This window comes from Sphingomonas rhizophila, from assembly GCF_014396585.1.
Taxonomy (GTDB): domain Bacteria; phylum Pseudomonadota; class Alphaproteobacteria; order Sphingomonadales; family Sphingomonadaceae; genus Sphingomicrobium; species Sphingomicrobium rhizophilum.
Window position 1 is genome coordinate 437,500 of the sequence record NZ_CP060717.1, and the last position, 19,699, is coordinate 457,198.

The window sequence follows — 19,699 nt, forward strand, 5'->3', positions numbered from 1 at the left end:
CCCGTCCGTCACAGCGTGCGTGCGCGCTCTTCCGTCTCGAAGACTTCAAGCATGTCGCCCGGCTTGATGTCGTTGGTGTCGGCCAGGAGGACGCCGCACTCGGTGCCCGCGACCACTTCGGATACGTCGTCCTTGAAGCGGCGAAGCGACGAGATGGTCGTGCGGCTGACGATGACGTCCTCGCGGGTGAGGCGGGCGTTGAGACCCTTGCGGATCGCGCCTTCCAGCACCAGCAGGCCGGCGGCCTTGTCGCGCTTGCCGGCCGGGAAGACTTCCTGGACCTTGGCGCGGCCGACGACGGTCTCAATAACTTCCGGACCAAGCTCACCCGCCATCGCCGACTTCACCCAGTCGGTGAGGTGGTAGATGACGTCGTAGTAGCGAAGCTCGACCTTGTTGCGGTCCGACGCCTCGCGCGCTTTGGCGTTGGGACGGACGTTGAAGCCGATGATCGGCGCTCCCGTCGAGGCGGCCAGCGTCACGTCGCTTTCGGTGATCGCACCGACGCCCGAATGCAGCACGCGGACGCGGATCTCGTCGGTCGAGATCTTGTTGACCGCGCTGACGATCGCTTCGGCCGAGCCCTGCACGTCGGCCTTGATGACCAGCGGGAATTCGATGGTCGTCGAGGCGCGGTTGGCGAACATGTTCTCCAGGCTGAGCGGTGCCGAGGTGGTGCGCTTCTTGTCGAGCACGCCCTGGCGATAGGCGGCGACTTCGCGGGCGCGCGCCTCGTTCTCGACCACGGTCAGCTGGTCGCCCGCCGATGGCACGGCGCCCAGGCCGAGCACCTCGACCGGGAACGACGGACCGGCTTCCTTAACCTGCCGGCCATGGTCGTCGAGCATGGCGCGGACCTTGCCCGACGCGGCGCCGACGACGATGACGTCGCCAACGCGAAGCGTGCCGCGCTGCACCAGCACGGTCGCCAGCGGGCCGCGGCCCTTGTCGAGCTTGGCCTCGACCACCGTCGCTTCCGCGGCGCGGTCGGGGTTGGCCTTCAGCTCCAGTATTTCGGCCTGCAGGTTGATGGCGTCGATCAGCCCTTCGAGGTTGGTTTTCTTCAGCGCCGACACCTCGACGTCCTGGACGTCGCCGCCCAGCTGTTCGACGACGATCTCGTGCTGCAGCAATTCTTCGCGGACTCGCTGCGGCTTGGCTTCCGGCTTGTCGATCTTGTTGATCGCCACGATCATCGGCACGCCGGCCGCCTTCGTGTGGTTGATCGCCTCGACCGTCTGCGGCTTCAGGCCATCGTCGGCGGCGACGACCAGCACGACGATGTCGGTGACGTTGGCGCCGCGGGCGCGCATTTCGCTGAACGCTTCGTGGCCCGGCGTGTCGAGGAAGGTGACCTTCGACTTGTCCTTCAGCGCGACCTGGTAGGCGCCGATGTGCTGGGTGATGCCGCCGGCTTCGCCCGACTGCACCGATGCGCCGCGAATGGCGTCGAGCAGCGAGGTCTTGCCGTGGTCGACGTGGCCCATGATGGTCACGACCGGCGGGCGGGTCTGCAGGGTTTCGTCCGCATCGACGTCGCTGGCGCTGTCGATGTCGATATCGCTTTCGCTGACACGCTTGATGTTGTGGCCGAACTCGGTGACCAGGAGCTCGGCGGTGTCTTGGTCGATCGTCTGGTTGACGGTGACCATCATACCCATCTTGAACAGCGACTTGACCAGGTCCGCAGCCTTTTCGGCCATGCGGTTGGCGAGTTCGCCGACGGTGATGCTTTCCGGGACGACGACGTCACGGACCTGCTTTACCGACGGCCCGGCGCTCATGTGGGCGCGCTTTTCCTTTTCGCGCGCACGGCGGAGCGCGGCGAGGCTGCGAGCGCGGCTGTCGTCCTCACCCGACAGGGCGCGGCTGACGGTCAGCTTGCCCGAATGGCGGCGGTCGTCGCGGCCGCGGTTCTGGCCCGGACGGGCCGGCTCCGGACGGCGCGGCGCAGGCGCGGAGGCCGGACGCGTAAAGCGGCGCTCTTCCTCGGCGCCAGCGGCAGCCGTGGCCGGTGCCTCGGGGCGGGCGCGGGGGCGTTCTTCGCTTCCTCGGCCAGGCGCGCGGCTTCGGCCGCGGCGGCTTCCTCGGCCTTGCGGTTTTCCTCGGCGCGGCGCTTTTCTTCCTCGGACTGCTCCTGCCTGGAGCGGTCTTCGCGGCGGCGGGCCTCTTCCAGGCTCGCCATGCGCGCTTCCTCGGCCTCGCGCAGCAAGCGCTCCTGCATTTCCTTGCGGGCGGCGATATCGTCGACCGGGCGGCGCGGCGCGGGCTTGGGCTCGGGCGCCACCGGCTTCGGCGCGGGCGCGGGCGCGGGCGCGGCGGCCTCTACCTTGGGCTCGGGCGCGGCGGCGGGCGCTTCGCCGGGCTTGCCCAGGATGCGGCGCTTCTTGACCTCGACCACCACGGTGTTCGAGCGGCCATGGCTGAAGCTCTGCTTCACCTTGCCGGTCTCGACCGTGCGCTTGAGGCCCAGCGGCGGCCGGGTACCAAGCTTGGGCTTGTCGCTCTGGTCGGTCATGCGTTTCCTTCGTTCTTCGTCAAGTCGGCCGGGCGCGAGCCGCCATCGGAGGCGCGCTCTAACCCAGCGAGGGGATCAATGAAAGCTTGCCACCGGTCGATGGCATGGCGGACCCGCCGGGCGGCGGCGGGATCGGTCAGCGCGCAATGTACCACATTTTCGCGCCCAAGCGCCATCGACAAGATGGTGCGTCCTTCGGGAAAAACCACTCCCTGCGGCTCGCCGCCGCCGACGCGCCATGCCTGGTCGAGGCGGCGATTGCCGTCCTCACCCGCATCGGCGGCGTGGATCAGGAGGTGAACCTTACCCTGGCGCGCGGCCTGCTCAACCCGCTCGGCGCCGTTGACCAGCGTCCCGCTGCGCGCCTCTAGGCCAAGCCGGTCGAGCGCCGCCTGGCGAAGCGCGGTCTCGACCAGCGCGCCAAGGTCGGCGGGGACGGTGACGCCCTGCGACTTGAACGCCCGGTTGAGCGCGCCGCGAAGCTTGCCCTTGGCATTCGCCTCGTCGAGCTCGGCCCGGCCGACGCCGATCCACGCACCGCGGCCCGGCGCTCGGGCGCGAACGTCGGGGGCGACGACGCCGTCGGGGGACAGCGCGAGGCGGATCAGCTGGTCCTTGGGGCGGCAGGCGCGGGTCAGCACGCAGGTCCGTTCCGGACCCGCGCCTTCAACCACGTCGCTGTCGGCGACTAGCGGATCATTGCGAGGATTCCGCATCGGCGGCCTCCTCGTTGTCGGCGGCGGGTTCGTCCTCGAACCAGTGCGCGCGCGCGGCCATGATGATCTCGTTGCCCTGCTCTTCGCTGAGGCCGTACTCGGCGAGCACGCCGGCCTTGTCCTCGGCCCGCTTGGGCGCGTCGGCGCGGCGGCGCGGCTCGACGCGCTTCTTCTGGATCAGCTCGTCGGTGGCGAGGTCGGCGAGGTCGTCGAGCGTCAGGATGCCGGCCTTGCCCAGCGTGACCAGCATCGCTTCGGTCATGTAGGGCAGCTCGGCCAGCGCGTCGTCGACGCCCATGGCGCGGCGTTCCTCGCGGGCAGCGGCCTCGCGGCGTTCCAGCGCTTCGCCGGCGCGGCTCTGCAACTCGCCCGCGATGTCATCGTCCAGACCCTCGATCGAGGCGATTTCGTCGGCTTCGACGTAGGCGACTTCCTCCAGGCTGGTGAATCCTTCGGCGACCAGCAGCTGGGCCAGAGTCTCGTCGACGTCGAGCTCGTTCTGGAACATCTCGGAACGCTCGACGAACTCGCGCTGGCGCTTTTCGGAAGCGTCGGCCTCGGTCAGGATGTCGATCTGCGACGCGGTTAGCTGCGACGCGAGGCGGACGTTCTGGCCGCGGCGGCCGATGGCCAGGCTCAGCTGGTCGTCGGGGACGACGACCTCGATGCGGCTTTCTTCCTCGTCAATGACGACGCGGCTGACGGTCGCGGGCTGGAGCGCGTTGACGACGAAGGTCGCGGTGTCCTCGCTCCACGGGATGATGTCGATCTTTTCGCCCTGCAATTCCTGGACGACCGCCTGGACGCGGCTGCCCTTCATGCCGACGCAGGCGCCGACCGGGTCGATCGAGCTGTCGTAGCTGATGACGCCGATCTTGGCGCGGCTGCCCGGGTCACGGGCGGCGGCCTTGATCTCGATGATGCCGTCGTAGATTTCCGGCACTTCCTGCGCGAACAGCTTCTTCATGAACTCCGGATGGGCGCGCGACAGGAAGATCTGCGGCCCGCGCACTTCGCGGCGGACCGCCATGATCAGGCTGCGGATACGGTCGCCGACGCGGACCATTTCGCGCGGGATCTGCTGGTCGCGGCGGATGACGCCCTCGGCGCGGCCAAGATCGACGACGACGTGGCCGAACTCGACCCGCTTGACGACGCCGGTGATGACCTCGTTGGCGCGATCCTTGAATTCCTCATACTGGCGCTCGCGCTCGGCGTCGCGGACCTTCTGGAAAATGACCTGCTTGGCGGCCTGGGCGGCGATGCGGCCGAATTCGATCGGGGCAGGGGATCGACGATGAAGTCGCCCAGCGCGGCACCCTTCTGAAGCTTCTCCGCGCCCTTCAGGTCGACCTGCTTGAAGTGATCGTCGACTTCCTCGACCACCTCCAGCACGCGCCACAGGCGAAGATCGCCGGTGTTCGGGTCAAGCTTGGCGCGAATGTCGTTCTCGGCGCCGTAGCGGGCACGGGCGGCGCGCTGGATGGCGTCTTCCATCGCCTCGATGACGATGCCGCGGTCGATCAGCTTTTCGCGCGCGACGGAGTCGGCGATGGCGAGCAGCTCGGCCTTGTTGGCGGTGGCGGCAGCAGGTGCGGCAGTGGCCATCTTAGTCTTCCTCTGTCTCGAAAATTTCTTCGGCGCCGTCGGTGCTGAGCGGCGCGGTGGCGTTGATGAGCTTGTCGGTCAAGACCAGCTTGGCCGACGCGATGTTGGCGAAATCGACGGTGCGTTCGCCCATGGTGGTGGCGACGCGGATGGTGTCGCCGTCGATGCCCTCGATGATGCCGGAAACCTGCTTGGCGCCGTCGACCGGCTGCTCGAAGCGGATGCGCGCTTCATGGCCTGCCCAGTCGGCATAGTCGGCGCGGCGGGTCAGCGGCCGGTCGATGCCCGGCGAGCTGACTTCCAGGCGATAGGCCTCCTCGATCGGATCGGCCTCGTCCAGGATGTCCGACAGCTTGCGCGACAGGTCGGCGCAATCGTCGATGTGCAGCTGACGCGTATCGGGCCGTTCGGCCATCACCTGCAGCGTCGGGTCGGACTTGCCGCCGATCATCGCCACGCGCACCAGCTCGAACCCCAGTTCCTTGACGGCGGGTTCGATCAGTCGGGCGATGGCAGCGGTGTCGGTCAAACAGGTCCTCGATGAAATCCAGCAGCTCCCGTTGCCGGACCGACCCCGGCCCGGCCCCAACGTCTTGACGATGTCGAGGAGAGTGAGGGCCATATAGGCCTCGGCAAGGGGAGTCGCAAGCGCGAAGAGTCTAGCGGCCCAGCGCCCGGTCCTCGGCGCGAATCCGGACGGTCAGGATCGCGGCGTTCAAGAGGCTGAACAATAACGCGAGCTGCCACAGGCCGAACACCAGCGGCAGCACGGCGATCTCGCCGATGACGACGAAATAGTTGGGGTGGTGGAGGAAGCGATAGGGTCCGCGCGCGACCAGCGTTTCGCCGGGCACGACGATGATCCGGGTCGTCCAACGCGGCCCGAGGGTCTGCAACGTCCAGACGCGTATCACCTGCAAAAGGCCAAACAGGACGAGCAACGGAATCGAGATCGGCTCGCCCGGCGCCAACCACCACAGCGCCGCGAGCCACGACGCGTGCAGCGCGACGATGAAGGGGTAATGCCCCGGCGCGACCTCGCGGCCACCACGCGCCAGCAGGCCCTGCGTGTTGGCGCGGGCGATGGGTAGCTCCACCAGCCGCTGCAGCGTGACGAAGCCGAGGATGGCAATATGCGGCCAGAGGGGGGTCATCGGTCGAGCAACAGTCCGGCGCAGGTGAAACCCGGTCCGAAGGCGGTCATCATCGTCCGTCCGGGCAGGCCCCGCGCGATGAGGTTCTCAAGCACGAACAGCACGGTCGGCGCGCTCATGTTGCCGAAGTCGCGCAGCACCGCGCGTTCCACGTCCAGCGCCTGCGGTTCGAGCGTCAGCGCGGTCTCGATCGCATCGATCACCTTGATCCCGCCAGGGTGGCAGCAGAAGCGGTAGATGTCGGTCCGCGTTCGCCCGTTTGCGGCAAGGATACCGTCGACGGCGACGGCCAACTCGGCCTCGATGAACGGCGGAATGGCCCGGTCGAAGACGACGCCGAGGCCGGGGTCCTCGACCCGCCAGCCCATGATGCCCAGCGTGTCCGGCCACAGCTTCTCCCCCGCGCCGGCGATGGTGGCGATGCCGTCGCCCGCGGTGGACACGATCGCGGCGGCCGCCCCGTCGCCGAACAGCGCGGTGGCGACGATGGCCGCCGGGTCGTCGCTGTCGAGGCGGATCGAGATCGAGCAGGTCTCGATAGTGACGAACAACCATCGAGTGCCCGGCTCCGCCGCCGCCAGCCGGGCGGCGGTGGCAAGGCCCGACACGCCGCCTGCGCAGCCCAGGCCGAAGACCGGCACTCGCCGGACGTCCGGACGAAGCCCGATCGCCGGCCCGTTGCGCGCCTCCAGGCTGGGTGTCGCGATTCCGGTGGTCGATACGGTCACGATCCCGTCGATGTCGGTCGGCTGTAGCCCGGCCCCGGAGATCGCCTTCGTTGCCGCGTCGATAAACAGCGTGTCGGCCGCGTCGAGGAAGACCCGGTTGCGCTCCCCCCAGCCGTGTTGCTCGCGGTACCAGTCGACCGGCGCGACGATATGTCGCTGGTCGATGCCGGCATTGTCGAACACGCCCGCCAGCCGGTCGAACAATAGCTTGCGTCCGCCGAACAGCTCGCGACCAAGCCGCTTGGCGTCGGCTTGGGAAATGATCGTCGGCGGCACCGCGGTGGCGACCGACAGCAGGCGGGTGGATTGCAAGGCGCGGACCTTCGCTTGATCGTCAGGCAGCGAATCTGCCGCTTGGACATTGTTACGCGCGACGGAGGAAAAAGGATGCGGAATCGATTGCTTCAACCGCTGCTGGCAACGGCGATGGTCCTGGGTGCCTGCCAGGCGTCGCCCGATGCCAGCTCGGCCGCACCCGCCTCGGCATCGAAGCCGTTCGAAGCGCGTGAGGTGGCTTCGTTCGGCACTCCCTGGGCCATGCAGTTCCTGCCCGGTCGCGGAAACCAGGCGCTGGTGACCGAAAAGGACGGCAAATTGTGGCTGGTCGACGCCGGCAGTGGCCAGCGCAAGGAAGTGACCGGCATCCCGGCGCCGTACGTCGCCGGTCAGGGCGGACTTGGCGATGTCATCGTCCACCCCGACTTCGCCAATAACCGGCGCGTCTACCTGACGTGGGTCGAAGCCGGCCCGAACGGCACCAGCGGCGCGGCGATGGGCTATGGCCAGCTGGTCGACACCGGTGGCACGATGAGCCTCATGGATTTCAGGACCGTCTGGCGCCAGAACCCGAAGGTCGAAGGCAACGGCCATTTCTCGCATCGCATGGCGTTCGGCCCCGACGGCTTCCTCTACCTGACGTCCGGTGAACGGCAGAAGTTCGAGCCTGCGCAGGACCTGTCCGGCAACCTGGGCAAGGTCCTTCGCCTGACCGCCGAGGGGCAGCCCGCGCCCGGCAATCCCTTCGCTTCGCGCGGCAGGGTCAGCGCGGAAATCTGGAGCTACGGCCACCGCAACCTGCTTGGGCTGGCGTTCGACGCCCAGGGTCGCCTGTGGGAAAGCGAGATGGGCCCGGAGGGCGGCGACGAGGTCAACCTGATCGCGGCGGGCAAGAACTACGGCTATCCGCGCGCGTCGAATGGCAGCCATTATGGCGGCAAGGACATTCCCGACCATAAGCCGGGCGACGGATTCGAAGCGCCCAAGGTGTGGTGGACTCCGTCGATTTCCCCGGGTTCATTGATGATCGTTCGCGGCGACAAATATCCGGGGTGGAACGGCGATGCGCTGGTCGGCGCGCTGTCGGGCGAGGCGCTGATCCGCGTCGACCTCGACGGCGACAAGGCGGCCAAGGCGGACGAGTGGCCGATGGGCGGGCGGATCCGCGAGGTCGAGGAAGCGCCCGACGGCACGATCTATTTGCTGGAGGACAAGGGGCGCCTGCTGCGCCTCGACCCGGTCAAGTAGACGCGCGAGGATGTCCGCTTTCGATCCATAGCGGACGTTCAAGTTCGCATGTTACGTTGTGTCGAGGATTTGGGGCCGAGGGGCTATACGATGAGCAAGTGGGCTGTGGCGCTGGCAATCTCGGCGCTACTTTCGGGCTGTGCGTCCTTGCCGGACAAGCGGCAGGCGGGCGACACGCGGGCTGCCGAAGCGGAAATCAGACGTCTTGAGGAAGGCTGGACGACGGCGTTCAACAACCGGGATACCCGCTTCATGAAGGATGTAATGGCTCCCGAATATGTGCTGTTCAGTGCGGGTGAACCCCAGGGTAGGAATGTCACCAACCGCGACGCTTGGATGCGGGTCTGGCTGCGCCAGGATTCGCTCCCTTACGAAGCCAAAGTTCTAGGCGTGGTGGTTGTCGGCGACACAGCGGTAGCGACTCTTGAGGCACGTTGGCGGCGAGAGTCATACCTGACCGATACATGGGCGCGGCGACAGGGGCGCTGGCAACTTATCTTTCGCCATTCAGCGGCCCGACGCCGATAGTCGCAGTGTAGCCTGCGAAGGTCCGCTTTCCACCCATTGCGGCCATCCTCGCACTCGATAGCGATATTGATCCGGCTCCCTAACGCCTCCGGTATCGAAGCGCGTAGGCGTCGCGGCCCTCGCGTTTGGCCTTTTGCTCGTATCGAGTCGCCGGCCATCCACCCGGGCGCTGCAGAAAATCCTTCGGCGTTTCCGCCAGCCAGTCGAACGCCTCGGTATGCCGCTGCATGACCATCAGCGTATGGGCGAGATAAACCGGATGGTCGGTGGCGATCCGGAATTCGCCGCCGGGCTTCATTTTCGACGCGATCAGTTCGATCGGCCCGTCGTTGGCCATGCGCCGCTTGGCATGGCGGGCCTTGGGCCAGGGATCGGGATGGAGCAGGTAGACGAACGACAGCGCGCCGTCCGGAATCCGCCGAAGCACGTCCAGCGCGTCGCCCATCCACAGGCGGACATTGGTCAAGCGCTGGTCGCGAATATGTCCGAGCGCCTGCGCCACCCCGTTGAGGAACGGTTCGCAGCCGATGAAGCCATGGTCGGGCAGCATGTCGGCCCGGTAGGCAAGATGCTCGCCACCGCCGAAGCCGATCTCGAAATGCAGCGGCCGGTCCTCGCCGAACAGCCCGACCGCGGTCACCTCGCCATCGGCGGGCACGGAAATCGCCGGCAGCAATGTCTCGACCAGTTCGGCCTGTCCCTGGCGCAGCTTGTGGCCGCTCGACCGGCCATACAGCCGGTTGAGAGTCGTCGGGTCCCCGGATTTGAATGCGGTCATGGGCGCGGCGGCTAGCGAATGCACCTGCCCGGCACAAGGTCGGCCGCACGAGCGTTGAGGCATGCATGGCTCGTCAACTCCATCCCGTTGAACGGCTCGATCTCGACCTGGCGAAGGCTTCGGCACTTCCCGAGGGCAGCGATGCGCAGCGCATCGCCAAGGGCATCGCCGGGGTGGGCGACCAGCCGCCGCTGATCCTGGCCTGCGGAGTGACGATCGCCGTCGGAACGCTGGCCCGGGACGAGCGGCTGGCGCGGACGGGCCTGCGGATGCTGGCGGCGCACGCCTTCAGCATCATGGGCAAGCTGATGGTCAAAGGCGTCGTCGACCGGACGCGCCCCGACGAGGCGTTGAAGCGGGGCCGCTACAAGCTGGAGGAGGGCGGAAGCGAGAGCGGCGAGCTTCGCTCGATGCCCTCGGGACATAGCGCCGGGACGGTCGCCGTGGCGATGGCCGCGGCCGTCGATTACCCCGCCGCGCGTCCGGCGCTGGCCACCGGGGCGGCGACCATCGTCGGCGCACAATTGCCCAGCCGCAACCATTTCCTGTCGGACACCGTTGCGGGCAGCATGATAGGCCTTGGCGCCGCGGCGCTCGCGGCGTGGCTCATCCCCGCCGAGCGGAAGGTCAGGCCAGCGCGGCCTTGAGGTCATCGACCAGGTCGGTCTTTTCCCACGGGAAATAGTCACCCTCGGCATGGCGGCCAAAATGACCGTAGGCCGCGGTGCGCTGGTAGATCGGCTTGTTGAGGCCGAGGTGCGTGCGGATGCCGCGCGGCGTCAGGTTGCCGAGCTTGTCGATCCGTCCGATCGCCGCCTCGATGGCGTCGTCACCGACCGTTCCCGTGCCGTGCGTGTCGACGTAGAGGGACAGCGGCTTCGACACGCCGATCGCATAGGCCAGTTGGATCGTGCAGCGAGTGGCGAGGCCCGCGGCGACGATGTTCTTGGCAAGATAGCGGCTGATATAGGCGGCCGACCGGTCGACCTTGGTCGGGTCCTTGCCGCTGAACGCGCCGCCGCCGTGGGGCGCCGCCCCGCCATAGGTGTCGACGATGATCTTGCGCCCGGTGATCCCGGCGTCGCCGTCGGGTCCGCCGATCTCGAAGCTCCCGGTCGGGTTGATGTGGTACACAGTCTCGTTGCCGAGCAGGCTGGCGGGCAGCACGTCGGCCACGACCTGCTTCACATAGGCGTGAAGTTCAGCCTGCTTCTCGCCCTGGTCGTAGCCCGGCTTGTGCTGGGTCGACACGACGATCGCGGTCGCCTTGGCCGGCTTGCCGTTCTCGAAGCGGAGCGTGACCTGGCTCTTGGCGTCCGGCTCCAGGAACGGCGCGGCGCCCGAATGGCGGTCGGCGGCCATCCGTTCGAGGATCTTGTGGCTGTAATCCAGCGTCGCGGGCATCAGGTCGGGCGTCTCGTCGCAGGCGAAGCCGAACATGATGCCCTGGTCACCCGCGCCCTCGTCCTTTTCGGCGCCGGCATCGACGCCCTGCGCGATGTGCGCCGACTGCGGGTGGAGGTGGTTGGCGAAGTCGAGGCGGTCCCAATGGAAGCCTTCCTGTTCGTAACCGATGCGCTTCACCGTCTCGCGCACGGTGCGCTCGATTTCCTCGCGCACGCCCTCGGCCCAGTTGCCGGCCTCGTCCATGATCCCCTTGCCGCGAATTTCGCCGGCCAGCACGACCCGGTTGGTCGTGGTCATCGTCTCGCACGCCACGCGCGCTTCGGGGTCCTTCGACAGGAACAGGTCGACGATGGCGTCGCTGATCTGGTCGGCGACCTTGTCGGGATGGCCTTCCGAAACGGATTCGGACGTGAATAGATAGGCGCTGCGCATGGGCCGCTGGTTTCCTTGAGGCGTTGGGTCCGCTGACGCGGATTCAAGATATAAAGATTCGCTTATGTCTGCCTGTAGCGATGGCCCGCGCCGGTGGCAATCGCCAGCGCGATCAGCAGGAAGCCGAGGGCGAGCGGGATGATATTTCCCCAACGGGCGAACGCCGTCACTCCTATCGCGGGGCGCGGCAGGGTAGCGCGGATGACACCCGCCCGCTGCCATGGCAACGAAGCGTAAAGTTCGCCCGCCGGCCCGACCAGTGCGCTGATCCCCGTCGGGGTCGACCGGATCACCGGCAACGCTTCCTCGGCGGCGCGAAGCCGCGCCTGGGCCAGGTGCTGCGGCGGCCCCCAGCGCCCGAACCAGGCGTCATTGGACGGATTGAAAATGAGGTCGGGCCGCTGCGCACGATCGACAACCTGGCCGGAGAATATGATCTCATAGCAGATTTGGAAGCCAATCCGGCCCCAGCCGTTGGGAAGGTCGATCGAGCGGGGACCGGGACCCGGCGCGAAATCGAGGTCGCCGGGGGCCAACCGCGACAGGCCGATCGCCGACAGGATCGGCCGCATCGGCAGATATTCGCCGTAAGGGACCAGGTGCGCCTTGTCATAGCGGCCGTAGCCCTGGCCGAGTGGGCCCATCACGAACACGCTGTTGGTTGCGCCGGTGACCCGCTGCCCGTCGTTCGACAGGAAGGCGAGCCCGCCGGTCAGCAACAGGTCGTCGTTGTTGAGCGTCCGCGTGGCTTCCGAGCGGACCTCGCTGACCACTTGCCCGGCCGCTTTCCGCCCGTCCTGCAGCGGATCGGTGACCGCTGCCTCAGGCCAGAACACCAGTTCGGGCGTGACGGTCCGGCCGACGACCGACAGCCGCTCCAGCCGGCGCGCGGCCTCGTCCTCGAACCCTTCGCGCCATTTGTCCTGTTGGCCGATGTTGGGCTGGACGATGCGGACGGGCGGCATAGCGATCGGTCGCGGCGCCAGCGCCACGGACGGCAGAAAGGTAAGCAGCATCGGCACCGCCAGCAGCGCGGCGGTCGGCCGCACCTCGCGCCGGGCCGCCAGCCACAACGCGCCGCCGAGCAGGACGACCAGCGCCGACAGCCCGTAGGTGCCGATGAAGCGGCTGGCCTTCAGCAGGTCGGTATCGACCAGCACCACGCCGACCGGGTTCCAGGCGAAGCCGGTGAAGATGGTCGCGCGCAGCCATTCGGCGATCGCCCAGCCGCCGGCCAGCGCCAGCACCAGCGCGAGGCGCCGCCCTCTGCCGAAGCGCCACGCCAGCCCGACGGCAAGCATCGGATAAACGGCGAGGTAGAGCGACAGCAGGACGACCGCGATCCACCCGAGCCAAGCCGGCATCGCCGCCTGGAAGGTGAAGGCGGTGGCGATCCAGTTCAGCCCGACGCAGAACTGCCCGACCCCGAAGCCCCACCCGACCAGCAACGCGCTGCGCAGCCGAGGGCTCGGTCGGTCAGTTCGCATAGGGCCGCGAAGGCCAGGGGCATCAACAGGCCGATGGCGAAGGGCTGGAAAGCAAAAGCGGACAGTGCGCCGGCGGCAAGCGCAATCAGGAACAGCATGGCAGCGGTCGCTAGCGGCTGGCGACGTTCGTGGGAAGGAGCCTATTCGTCCACGGTCTCGATCACCGGGGCGTGCAGGCGGAAACGGATCATCCGCCGCGCGTCGGCCTCGACGCACTCGATCCGCCATCCCGACGGATGTTCGACCGACTCGCCCGGCGACAGGAGCCGCCCGGCGAGCAGGAAGGTCAGCCCGCCGATGGTGTCCACTTCGTCATCCTCGGCGACGAGCCGCGCGTCGATGTCGCGGGCGACCTCTTCCAGTTCGGCGCGCGCGTCCGCTTCCCACAGCCCGTCGTCGAGCAGTCGAAGGCCGGCAGCCTCCTGCTCGTCATGCTCGTCCTCGATCTCGCCGACGATTTCCTCGACCACGTCCTCAATCGTGACCAGGCCCTCGGTGCCGCCGAATTCATCGACGACGATGGCCAGGTGGACGCGCTCGGTCCGCATCCGCGCCAGCAGGTCGAGGACGCCCATCGATTCCGGAACGAACAGCGGCACGCGAAGCAGGCCGTCGATCGACCGGTCGCGGCTGGTGTCGACCTGCGCCTTGAACACGTCCTTGATGTGAATCATGCCGATCACTTCATCCAGGCTGTCGCCGGTGACCGGAAGGCGGCTGTGCTCGGCCTCGGCAAATGCCGCGACCAGCTCTTCGAAAGTCACGCTGCTCGGGATCGAGATGATGTCGCCGCGCGTCACCGCAATCTCTCCGGCGGTGCGGTCGCCGAAGTGCAGCAGGTTGCGCAGCATCTGCCGTTCCAGCACCGACAGGTCGCCGCGCTTGGGCGCCGCCGTCTCGGCCTCGTCGATCGCTTCCTCGATCTGGTCGCGAAGCGTGGTGTCGTAATCCTCGCCGAAGATCAGCGCGCGCATTCCGCGCCACAGCCGCGAACCGCCGTCATCGTCGTTGCGGGTCGCCATCAGCAGCGGTCTCCGTAGGGGTCTTCAATACCAAGGCGGGCGAGGGCGCGGACCTCGCGTGCCTCCATGTCCTCGGCCTCGGCGTCGTCGTGATGGTCATAGCCGAGCAGGTGCAGCGTGCCGTGGACCATCAGGTGAGCGGCGTGCTTTTCGACCGGGATCGATTTCTCGGCGGCCTCGGCCAGGCACACGCCACGCGCCAGGATGATGTCGCCAAGCATCAGCTCGGGACCTTCGCCGGCGGTATCGGCAAGCTCGTCGGGCTCGCTCATCGGAAAGGACAGGACGTTGGTGGGCTTGTCCTTGCCGCGCCATTCGGCATTGAGGGCGCGCACTTCCTCGTCGCTGGTCAGGCGGATCGACAGCTCGACCTCGCGCGCCCCGCGGCCAAGCTGCGGGAAGGCACTTTCGGCGATGGCGGCTTCGGCGGCGGAGCGCGCAAGCGCGCCCCAGTCGCTACTGTCCCACTCCGGATCGGCGTCGATCGCGATATCCAGCATCATCGTCCCGGGCCTTCATAGGCTTCGACGATCTTGCCGACCAGCGGGTGGCGGACGACGTCGGCGGCGCCGAAGCGGACCATCGACAGCTTCGGGATGCCCTCCAGCTTCTCGACTGCGTCGTTCAGCCCGGATTCGATGCCGCGCGGCAAGTCGGTCTGGTTGGGGTCGCCGCAGATGACCATCCGGCTGCGCATTCCGAAGCGGGTCAGGAACATCTTCATCTGCGGCGGCGTGGTGTTCTGCGCCTCGTCGAGGATGATGAAAGCGTCGTTCAGGGTGCGGCCGCGCATGAAGGCGATCGGCGCGATCTCGATCTCGCCCGACGCGATGCGCCGCTCGACCTGTTCGGTCGGCAACATGTCGTAGAGCGCGTCGTAGAGCGGGCGGAGATAGGGATCGACCTTCTCCTTCATGTCGCCGGGCAGGAAGCCGAGCCGCTCGCCGGCCTCGACCGCCGGACGGGACAGGATCAGCCGGTCGACCTGGCCGGTAATCAGCATCGCCACCGCCTGCGCGACGGCGAGGTAGGTCTTCCCAGTGCCCGCGGGCCCCAGCGCGAAGATCATGTCGTCGCGGCCCAGCGCTTCCATATATTGGGTCTGGATGGTCGAGCGCGGGACGATGGTCTTCTTGCGCGTGCGGATCATCACCCGCGGCGCGTTCGATACTTCCGGGGAAATGATGCCGTCGAGCGCGGGCTGCGCGGCCATGCCGAGCAGGGCCTCCACCGCCGCGCTGTCGACATCGTGGCCCTGGTCGAGCCGGTTGTAGAGCCCGGTCAGCACGTCGCGGGCGCGCGCCGCGCTGTCGGCGTCGCCCTCGATCATCACGCGGTTGCCGCGGGCCGCGATGTTCACGCCAAGCCGGTCCTCGATCATCACCAGGTGGCGGTCGTAATCGCCGAACAGCGGCCCCAGCAGGTAAGGCTGGTCGAATTCCAGTTCGAGGCGGGCGCGGTCGCCCTCGTCGACGGCGCGAAGGTCGGGTTTGCGAGCCATCAGGCGGCCACCCGCGCGTCGCGAAGGACGCCGCCAAGGCTGTTGGGAAGCGCGTGGGTGACGGTCACGTCGACCATGTCGCCGATCGCCGCGTCGGTGTCGACGAACACCGACTGAAGCCAGGGCGACTTGCCGATCATCTGTCCGGGGAGGCGGCCCTTGCGGTCGATCAGGATTTTAAGGTCCTTCCCGATCGTGGCGCGGTTGAAGGCGAGGCTATGCTCGGCGAGACGCGACTGAAGCCGCTGCAACCGTTCATCCATCACGTGGGCTTCCACCGCTCCTTCCATGGTCGCCGCGGGCGTTCCCGGCCGCGGAGAATATTTGAACGAATAGGCCGAAGCGTAACCGACCGCATCGACGATGGCGAGGGTGTCGGTGAAATCTTCATCGCTCTCGCCCGGGAAGCCGACGATGAAGTCGCCGCTGATGGCGATGTCCGGCCGCGCGGCGCGCACCTTGTCCAGCGTACGCAGGTAGGATTCGGCGGTGTGGCTGCGGTTCATCGCCTTGAGAATCCGGTCGCTGCCCGACTGCACCGGCAGGTGGAGGTAGGGCATCAGCTTGTCGACCTCGCCATGCGCGGCGATCAGCGCGTCGCTCATGTCGGCGGGATGGCTGGTGGTGTAGCGAATCCGCTCCAGCCCATCGATTTTCGCGATCGCCCGGATCAGCTTGTCGAGCCCGCCCTCGAACGCGTTGACGTTCTGGCCGAGCAGCGTGATCTCGCGCGCGCCGCCGTCGACCAAGCCCTGCGCCTCGGCCACGACGTCGTCGAACGGGCGGCTAATCTCCGCGCCGCGGGTGTAGGGCACCACGCAATAGGTGCAGAATTTGTCGCAGCCTTCTTGGACCGTCAGGAAGGCGCTCGGCCCGACGCGGCGGCGGGCGGGCAGGGCATCGAACTTGGAAATCGCCGGCATGTTGGTGTCGACCGGGCGTTCGCCGCGCGCGACCTGCGCAATCATGTCCGGAAGGCGATGGTAGGCTTGCGGCCCCACGACCATGTCGATCGCCTTCGACCGGCGCTTGGCCTCCGGCCCTTCGGCCTGTGCAACGCATCCGGCCAGCGCGACCAATGGACGGGTGCCGTCCTCGCGGGTCAGCCGGCCGACGTCCGAATAGGCCTTCTCGGCCGCCTTCTCGCGGATGTGGCAGGTGTTGAGGACGACCAGGTCGGCGTCGTCAGCCGGACCGGCGGCGCGCATGCCGCTGGACTCAAGCAGTTCGGCCATGCGCTCGCCGTCATAGACGTTCATCTGGCAGCCGAAGCTCTTGATTCGAAAGCGTTGGGGAAGGTCGGTCATGATTGGCGCGGCCTATAGTCGCCCCGCCCCGTTCACGGAAGAGAGGGCGGATTCGATCGCCGTCGCGGCCTTGCGGGCCAGCGCCTTGCGGTCGCCGGTCGGCGGCAAGGGATCGAGCAGCCGGACCGTGACCGACAATCGCCCACGCCGCCCCAGGACCCGCATGACATTCTCCATCCCGCGTTCCCCGTCGTGCCAGCTGATTTGGTCGACCGCCTCCGCATAGTCGATGGCAATGCCGCGTACGGTCGCGCCTTCGGGCGGCGGGCTGACCGCGGCGAGGAGGGTAGAGCGGAACGGCAGCAGGCTGCGGCCATGCCCGGTCGTGCCTTCAGGGAAGATGGTGAGCGGCTGCCCGCGACCGAGCGCATGGCCGATCTGTTCGATCTGCCGGCGCGCATCGCCGCGCTCGCTTCGGGAAATGTAGACGGTGTCATTCTGGTCGGCGAGCCAGCCGATCAGCGGCGTCGATCTTACTTCCGCCTTCGACACAAATGCGGTTCCGGTCGATCCGCCGAGGATCAGGATGTCGAGCCAGCTCGTATGGTTGGCGACCGTCAGCGTGTGGGGCTCGAGCGGCGGTCCTTCGACGCTTGTCCGCACACCGGCAATCCGGCTCGCCGCCGCCAGGAACCGCCGCGGCCAAGTCGACCGGCCGCCGCGAACCGACTTTTCAATCAGGTGCGGCGGTAAATAGGCGAGAAACAGGCCGACGAGCCCGGCGATGCGGGCATAGGCGCGGAGGCGGGACGGCGGCGCCTCAGGAATCGCGGCTGGTGGTGACGCCGTAAAGCTCCATGCGATGATCGACCAGGCGATAGCCGAGCTTCTCGGCGATGCGCCGCTGGAGCGCCTCCAGCTCCTCGTCGACGAATTCGATGACCTTTCCGGTCTCGACGTCGATCAGATGGTCGTGGTGTGCTTCCGAAGCCGCTTCATATCGCGAGCGTCCGTCGCCGAACTCGTGCCGCTCCAGGATGCCGGCCTCTTCGAACAGGCGGACGGTGCGGTAGACGGTGGCGATGGAAATGTTGGGATCGATCGCTGCCGCCCGGGCGTGCAGCGTCTCGACGTCCGGGTGATCCTCGCTTTCGCCTAGCACCCGCGCGATGGTCCGGCGCTGCTCGGTGATGCGAAGGCCCTTGTCGGCACACAATTGTTCGATGTCGATCTGGCGATGCATGGCAGGAAACGTAGTGCCCGCGCCTCGCAAAGGAAAGGGGAGGACGTTCGGCGCGTCCTCCCCTCCTTACTTGGCTGAAACGATTATTTGCCGCGCGTCTTGCGGCGCTTGGTGCCGAGGCCGATCGACTTGGCCAGCGTCCGGCGCTGTTCGGCATAGTTCGGCGCGACCATCGGGTAGTCGGGCGACAGGCCCCACTTCTGGCGGTATTGATCCGGGGTCATCTGGTAATGCGTCATCAGGTGACGCTTCAACATCTTCAGCTTTTTCCCGTCTTCAAGGCAGACAATATAGTCCGGCTTGATCGACGAGCGAATGGAAACGCGTGGTTCCGGCTTCGCTTCCGGTACGGCAACCGCGCCTGAAAGTCCCGACAAGGCGCCGTGAACGTTCTGGATAAGTTGCGGGAGGTCGTTGACCGCGACGCTGTTGTTGCTCACGTGCGCGGCGACAATGTCCGCCGTCAACGTGATCAGCGTGTCGTCAGATTGCTGATTGTCCATGATTCCATACCCCGAGCATAAGTAGGGGACAGGACGAAAATCGTTCTCTCCCTTTACTGTAAATAATACTCAGCCAATTTGGATACAAGGCGCGATCATATTGCCTTGGATCAGCTTTCGACGGTTTTCCGAAGGGTCAGCGCGTCGTGATGCCCGCCGTTCGCGCCATGGTAATATTCGTGTCGCCGGCCGGCGACGGCGAAGCCGGCGGCGTGGTACATCCTGATCGCGGGATTGCCGTCGCGCACTTCCAAATGAAGATGTCGGGCGCCGTCGGCGATGGCGCGGTCGATGAAATCTTCCAGCAAGGCCTGCCCAATGCCGCGCCGCCGTGCCTCCGGCGCGACGGCGATCAGCAGCAGTTCCGCTTCGTCCGCGACGGTGCGCATCAGTGAAAAGCCAATCGGCGCGGAAGCCCCCAGGCTGGCGATCCGCAACTCGACGCCGCTCATCGGCAGGATCCCCGCGCACTGCGAGCGGGTCCAGCGCTCGCCGAACTGGGCATCGAACGCTGCGTTCATCACCTCGATGACGCCGTCCAGGTCGCCGACCCCGCCATGGCGGATGGTCGGCGCCGGCATCAGGCTGGGCGAAGCCATGTCGCGGCGCTCGCTCACGCCGCGACCTTCGGCTTGGCATCGGGCGCGCGGGCATAGGCCGGTTTCGGGTCGAGCGAGCGCAGGTCTTCGGGGAGGCTGAGGACCCGCGAGGCGCTTGGAACGATGTCGTCCACGTCGCCATGGCCGCGCACATCGACCAGCGCCGCAGCGCCGCTGCCGACGACCAGGGACGCGGTAATCGCCGTGGCTGCGTCGCCGGGTTTCAGGCTCCGGACGTCGTCCAGCGGCTGGAGCGTGCGGCCGTCGAACGTGCGGACGAACAGTTCGCCATGACCGCCGTTGATCGCCACCGCGACAGGCTGATCGGTGCGGCGGTCGCTCGATGCGGCCAGCAGCGCCAACGAGTCGACGCCGCGAAGGTCGACCTCCCAGCCGATGGACAAGCCCTGCGCCGTGGCCAGGCCGACGCGGATGCCGGTGAAGCTGCCCGGTCCGATCCCGACCAGGATTTGCGTCGGGATATGGCCGCCCAGAAGCTGTTCGATCATCGGCGCCAGCCGCTCGGCGTGACCGCGATCGATCCGCTCGTCGATCGACGCGTGCACCTCGCCGCCGGTCGTCAGCAGGGCAACCGTGCAGGCGGCGCTGGAACTGTCGATCGCGAGGATCATCGGCCGTCGGTGCGGGGCGGGGTCATTCGGCAAAGTGGGCATGATTCGGCGCTGGCGGGCAAGCAAAAACCG

General features: G+C 67.3%; 19 protein-coding genes and 2 pseudogenes. 3 read left to right on the forward strand and 18 right to left on the reverse strand.

Annotation, left to right across the window (positions count from 1 at the left end; genetic code table 11):
* Positions 1 to 8: 8 nt before the first annotated feature.
* From infB to H9L12_RS02095, 6 genes and pseudogenes are all read right to left on the reverse strand, one after another.
* A pseudogene (gene infB / locus H9L12_RS02070) lies at positions 9 to 2,518 on the reverse strand (translation initiation factor IF-2).
* The gene (locus H9L12_RS02075; protein WP_187542419.1) at positions 2,515 to 3,234 is read right to left on the reverse strand and encodes a DUF448 domain-containing protein; all 720 of its coding nucleotides are present in this window, start codon (positions 3,232 to 3,234) and stop codon (positions 2,515 to 2,517) included. Before H9L12_RS02075 ends, infB begins: the two are co-directional and overlap by 4 nt.
* Positions 3,215 to 4,842 (reverse strand): annotated as a pseudogene (gene nusA, locus H9L12_RS02080) (transcription termination factor NusA). Before nusA ends, H9L12_RS02075 begins: the two are co-directional and overlap by 20 nt.
* Before the next feature lies 1 nt (position 4,843).
* A complete protein-coding gene (gene rimP / locus H9L12_RS02085; protein WP_246450767.1) occupies positions 4,844 to 5,371 on the reverse strand; it encodes a ribosome maturation protein RimP in 528 nt (175 codons plus the stop codon).
* Positions 5,372 to 5,501: 130 nt separating this feature from the next.
* The gene (locus tag H9L12_RS02090; protein WP_187542421.1) at positions 5,502 to 5,996 is read right to left on the reverse strand and encodes an isoprenylcysteine carboxyl methyltransferase family protein; all 495 of its coding nucleotides are present in this window, start codon (positions 5,994 to 5,996) and stop codon (positions 5,502 to 5,504) included.
* On the reverse strand, positions 5,993 to 7,036 hold the full coding sequence (locus tag H9L12_RS02095; protein WP_187542422.1) for a type III polyketide synthase: 1,044 nt from the start codon (positions 7,034 to 7,036) through the stop codon (positions 5,993 to 5,995). The genes H9L12_RS02090 and H9L12_RS02095 overlap by 4 nt, the downstream gene beginning before the upstream one ends.
* Positions 7,037 to 7,111: 75 nt before the next feature.
* Between H9L12_RS02095 and H9L12_RS02100 the strand changes: the two genes are divergently transcribed.
* Both H9L12_RS02100 and H9L12_RS02105 read left to right on the forward strand, forming a co-directional pair.
* Entirely contained in the window at positions 7,112 to 8,248 is a 1,137-nt protein-coding gene (locus H9L12_RS02100; protein ID WP_187542423.1) for a PQQ-dependent sugar dehydrogenase, read from the forward strand.
* Between the two features lie 90 nt (positions 8,249 to 8,338).
* A complete protein-coding gene (locus tag H9L12_RS02105) occupies positions 8,339 to 8,776 on the forward strand; it encodes a YybH family protein (RefSeq protein ID WP_187542424.1) in 438 nt (145 codons plus the stop codon).
* 79 nt (positions 8,777 to 8,855) lie between these two features.
* Here H9L12_RS02105 and trmB read toward each other — a convergent pair whose 3' ends face one another.
* Positions 8,856 to 9,554 carry a tRNA (guanine(46)-N(7))-methyltransferase TrmB gene (gene trmB, locus H9L12_RS02110; protein ID WP_187542425.1) on the reverse strand — a complete coding sequence of 233 codons (699 nt, stop codon included), beginning with the start codon at positions 9,552 to 9,554 and terminating at the stop codon, positions 8,856 to 8,858.
* Positions 9,555 to 9,619: 65 nt separating this feature from the next.
* On the opposite strand from trmB, the gene H9L12_RS02115 reads away from it, so the two are divergent.
* Complete coding sequence (locus tag H9L12_RS02115; protein WP_187542426.1) at positions 9,620 to 10,201, forward strand: phosphatase PAP2 family protein; 582 nt, start codon at positions 9,620 to 9,622, stop codon at positions 10,199 to 10,201.
* Here H9L12_RS02115 and metK read toward each other — a convergent pair.
* The 11 genes from metK to tsaB all read right to left on the reverse strand — a co-directional run bounded on the left by metK (position 10,182) and on the right by tsaB (position 19,669).
* Complete coding sequence (gene metK, locus H9L12_RS02120; RefSeq protein ID WP_187542427.1) at positions 10,182 to 11,393, reverse strand: methionine adenosyltransferase; 1,212 nt, start codon at positions 11,391 to 11,393, stop codon at positions 10,182 to 10,184. The two genes, H9L12_RS02115 and metK, sit on opposite strands and share 20 nt — an antisense overlap.
* Before the next feature lie 62 nt (positions 11,394 to 11,455).
* Positions 11,456 to 12,880, reverse strand: a complete 1,425-nt coding sequence (gene lnt / locus H9L12_RS02125) for an apolipoprotein N-acyltransferase (protein WP_187542428.1) — start codon at positions 12,878 to 12,880, stop codon at positions 11,456 to 11,458.
* Positions 12,881 to 13,020: 140 nt separating this feature from the next.
* Positions 13,021 to 13,902 carry a hemolysin family protein gene (locus H9L12_RS02130; RefSeq protein ID WP_187542429.1) on the reverse strand — a complete coding sequence of 294 codons (882 nt, stop codon included), beginning with the start codon at positions 13,900 to 13,902 and terminating at the stop codon, positions 13,021 to 13,023.
* Entirely contained in the window at positions 13,902 to 14,402 is a 501-nt protein-coding gene (gene ybeY / locus H9L12_RS02135; protein ID WP_187543120.1) for an rRNA maturation RNase YbeY, read from the reverse strand. Before ybeY ends, H9L12_RS02130 begins: the two co-directional genes overlap by 1 nt.
* Complete coding sequence (locus H9L12_RS02140) at positions 14,402 to 15,403, reverse strand: PhoH family protein (RefSeq protein WP_187542430.1); 1,002 nt, start codon at positions 15,401 to 15,403, stop codon at positions 14,402 to 14,404. The genes ybeY and H9L12_RS02140 overlap by 1 nt, the downstream gene beginning before the upstream one ends.
* Positions 15,403 to 16,710, reverse strand: a complete 1,308-nt coding sequence (miaB, locus tag H9L12_RS02145; protein ID WP_187542431.1) for a tRNA (N6-isopentenyl adenosine(37)-C2)-methylthiotransferase MiaB — start codon at positions 16,708 to 16,710, stop codon at positions 15,403 to 15,405. The genes H9L12_RS02140 and miaB overlap by 1 nt, the downstream gene beginning before the upstream one ends.
* A gap of 12 nt (positions 16,711 to 16,722) precedes the next feature.
* A complete protein-coding gene (locus H9L12_RS02150) occupies positions 16,723 to 17,313 on the reverse strand; it encodes a lysophospholipid acyltransferase family protein (protein ID WP_187542432.1) in 591 nt (196 codons plus the stop codon).
* A gap of 157 nt (positions 17,314 to 17,470) precedes the next feature.
* Entirely contained in the window at positions 17,471 to 17,893 is a 423-nt protein-coding gene (locus tag H9L12_RS02155) for a Fur family transcriptional regulator (protein WP_187542433.1), read from the reverse strand.
* An 83-nt stretch (positions 17,894 to 17,976) separates the two neighbouring features.
* A complete protein-coding gene (locus H9L12_RS02160) occupies positions 17,977 to 18,396 on the reverse strand; it encodes a Ros/MucR family transcriptional regulator (protein ID WP_187542434.1) in 420 nt (139 codons plus the stop codon).
* 110 nt (positions 18,397 to 18,506) lie between these two features.
* On the reverse strand, positions 18,507 to 19,013 hold the full coding sequence (locus H9L12_RS02165) for a GNAT family N-acetyltransferase (protein ID WP_246450507.1): 507 nt from the start codon (positions 19,011 to 19,013) through the stop codon (positions 18,507 to 18,509).
* Entirely contained in the window at positions 19,010 to 19,669 is a 660-nt protein-coding gene (gene tsaB / locus H9L12_RS02170) for a tRNA (adenosine(37)-N6)-threonylcarbamoyltransferase complex dimerization subunit type 1 TsaB (RefSeq protein ID WP_246450510.1), read from the reverse strand. Before tsaB ends, H9L12_RS02165 begins: the two co-directional genes overlap by 4 nt.
* Between the last annotated feature and the right edge of the window lie 30 nt (positions 19,670 to 19,699).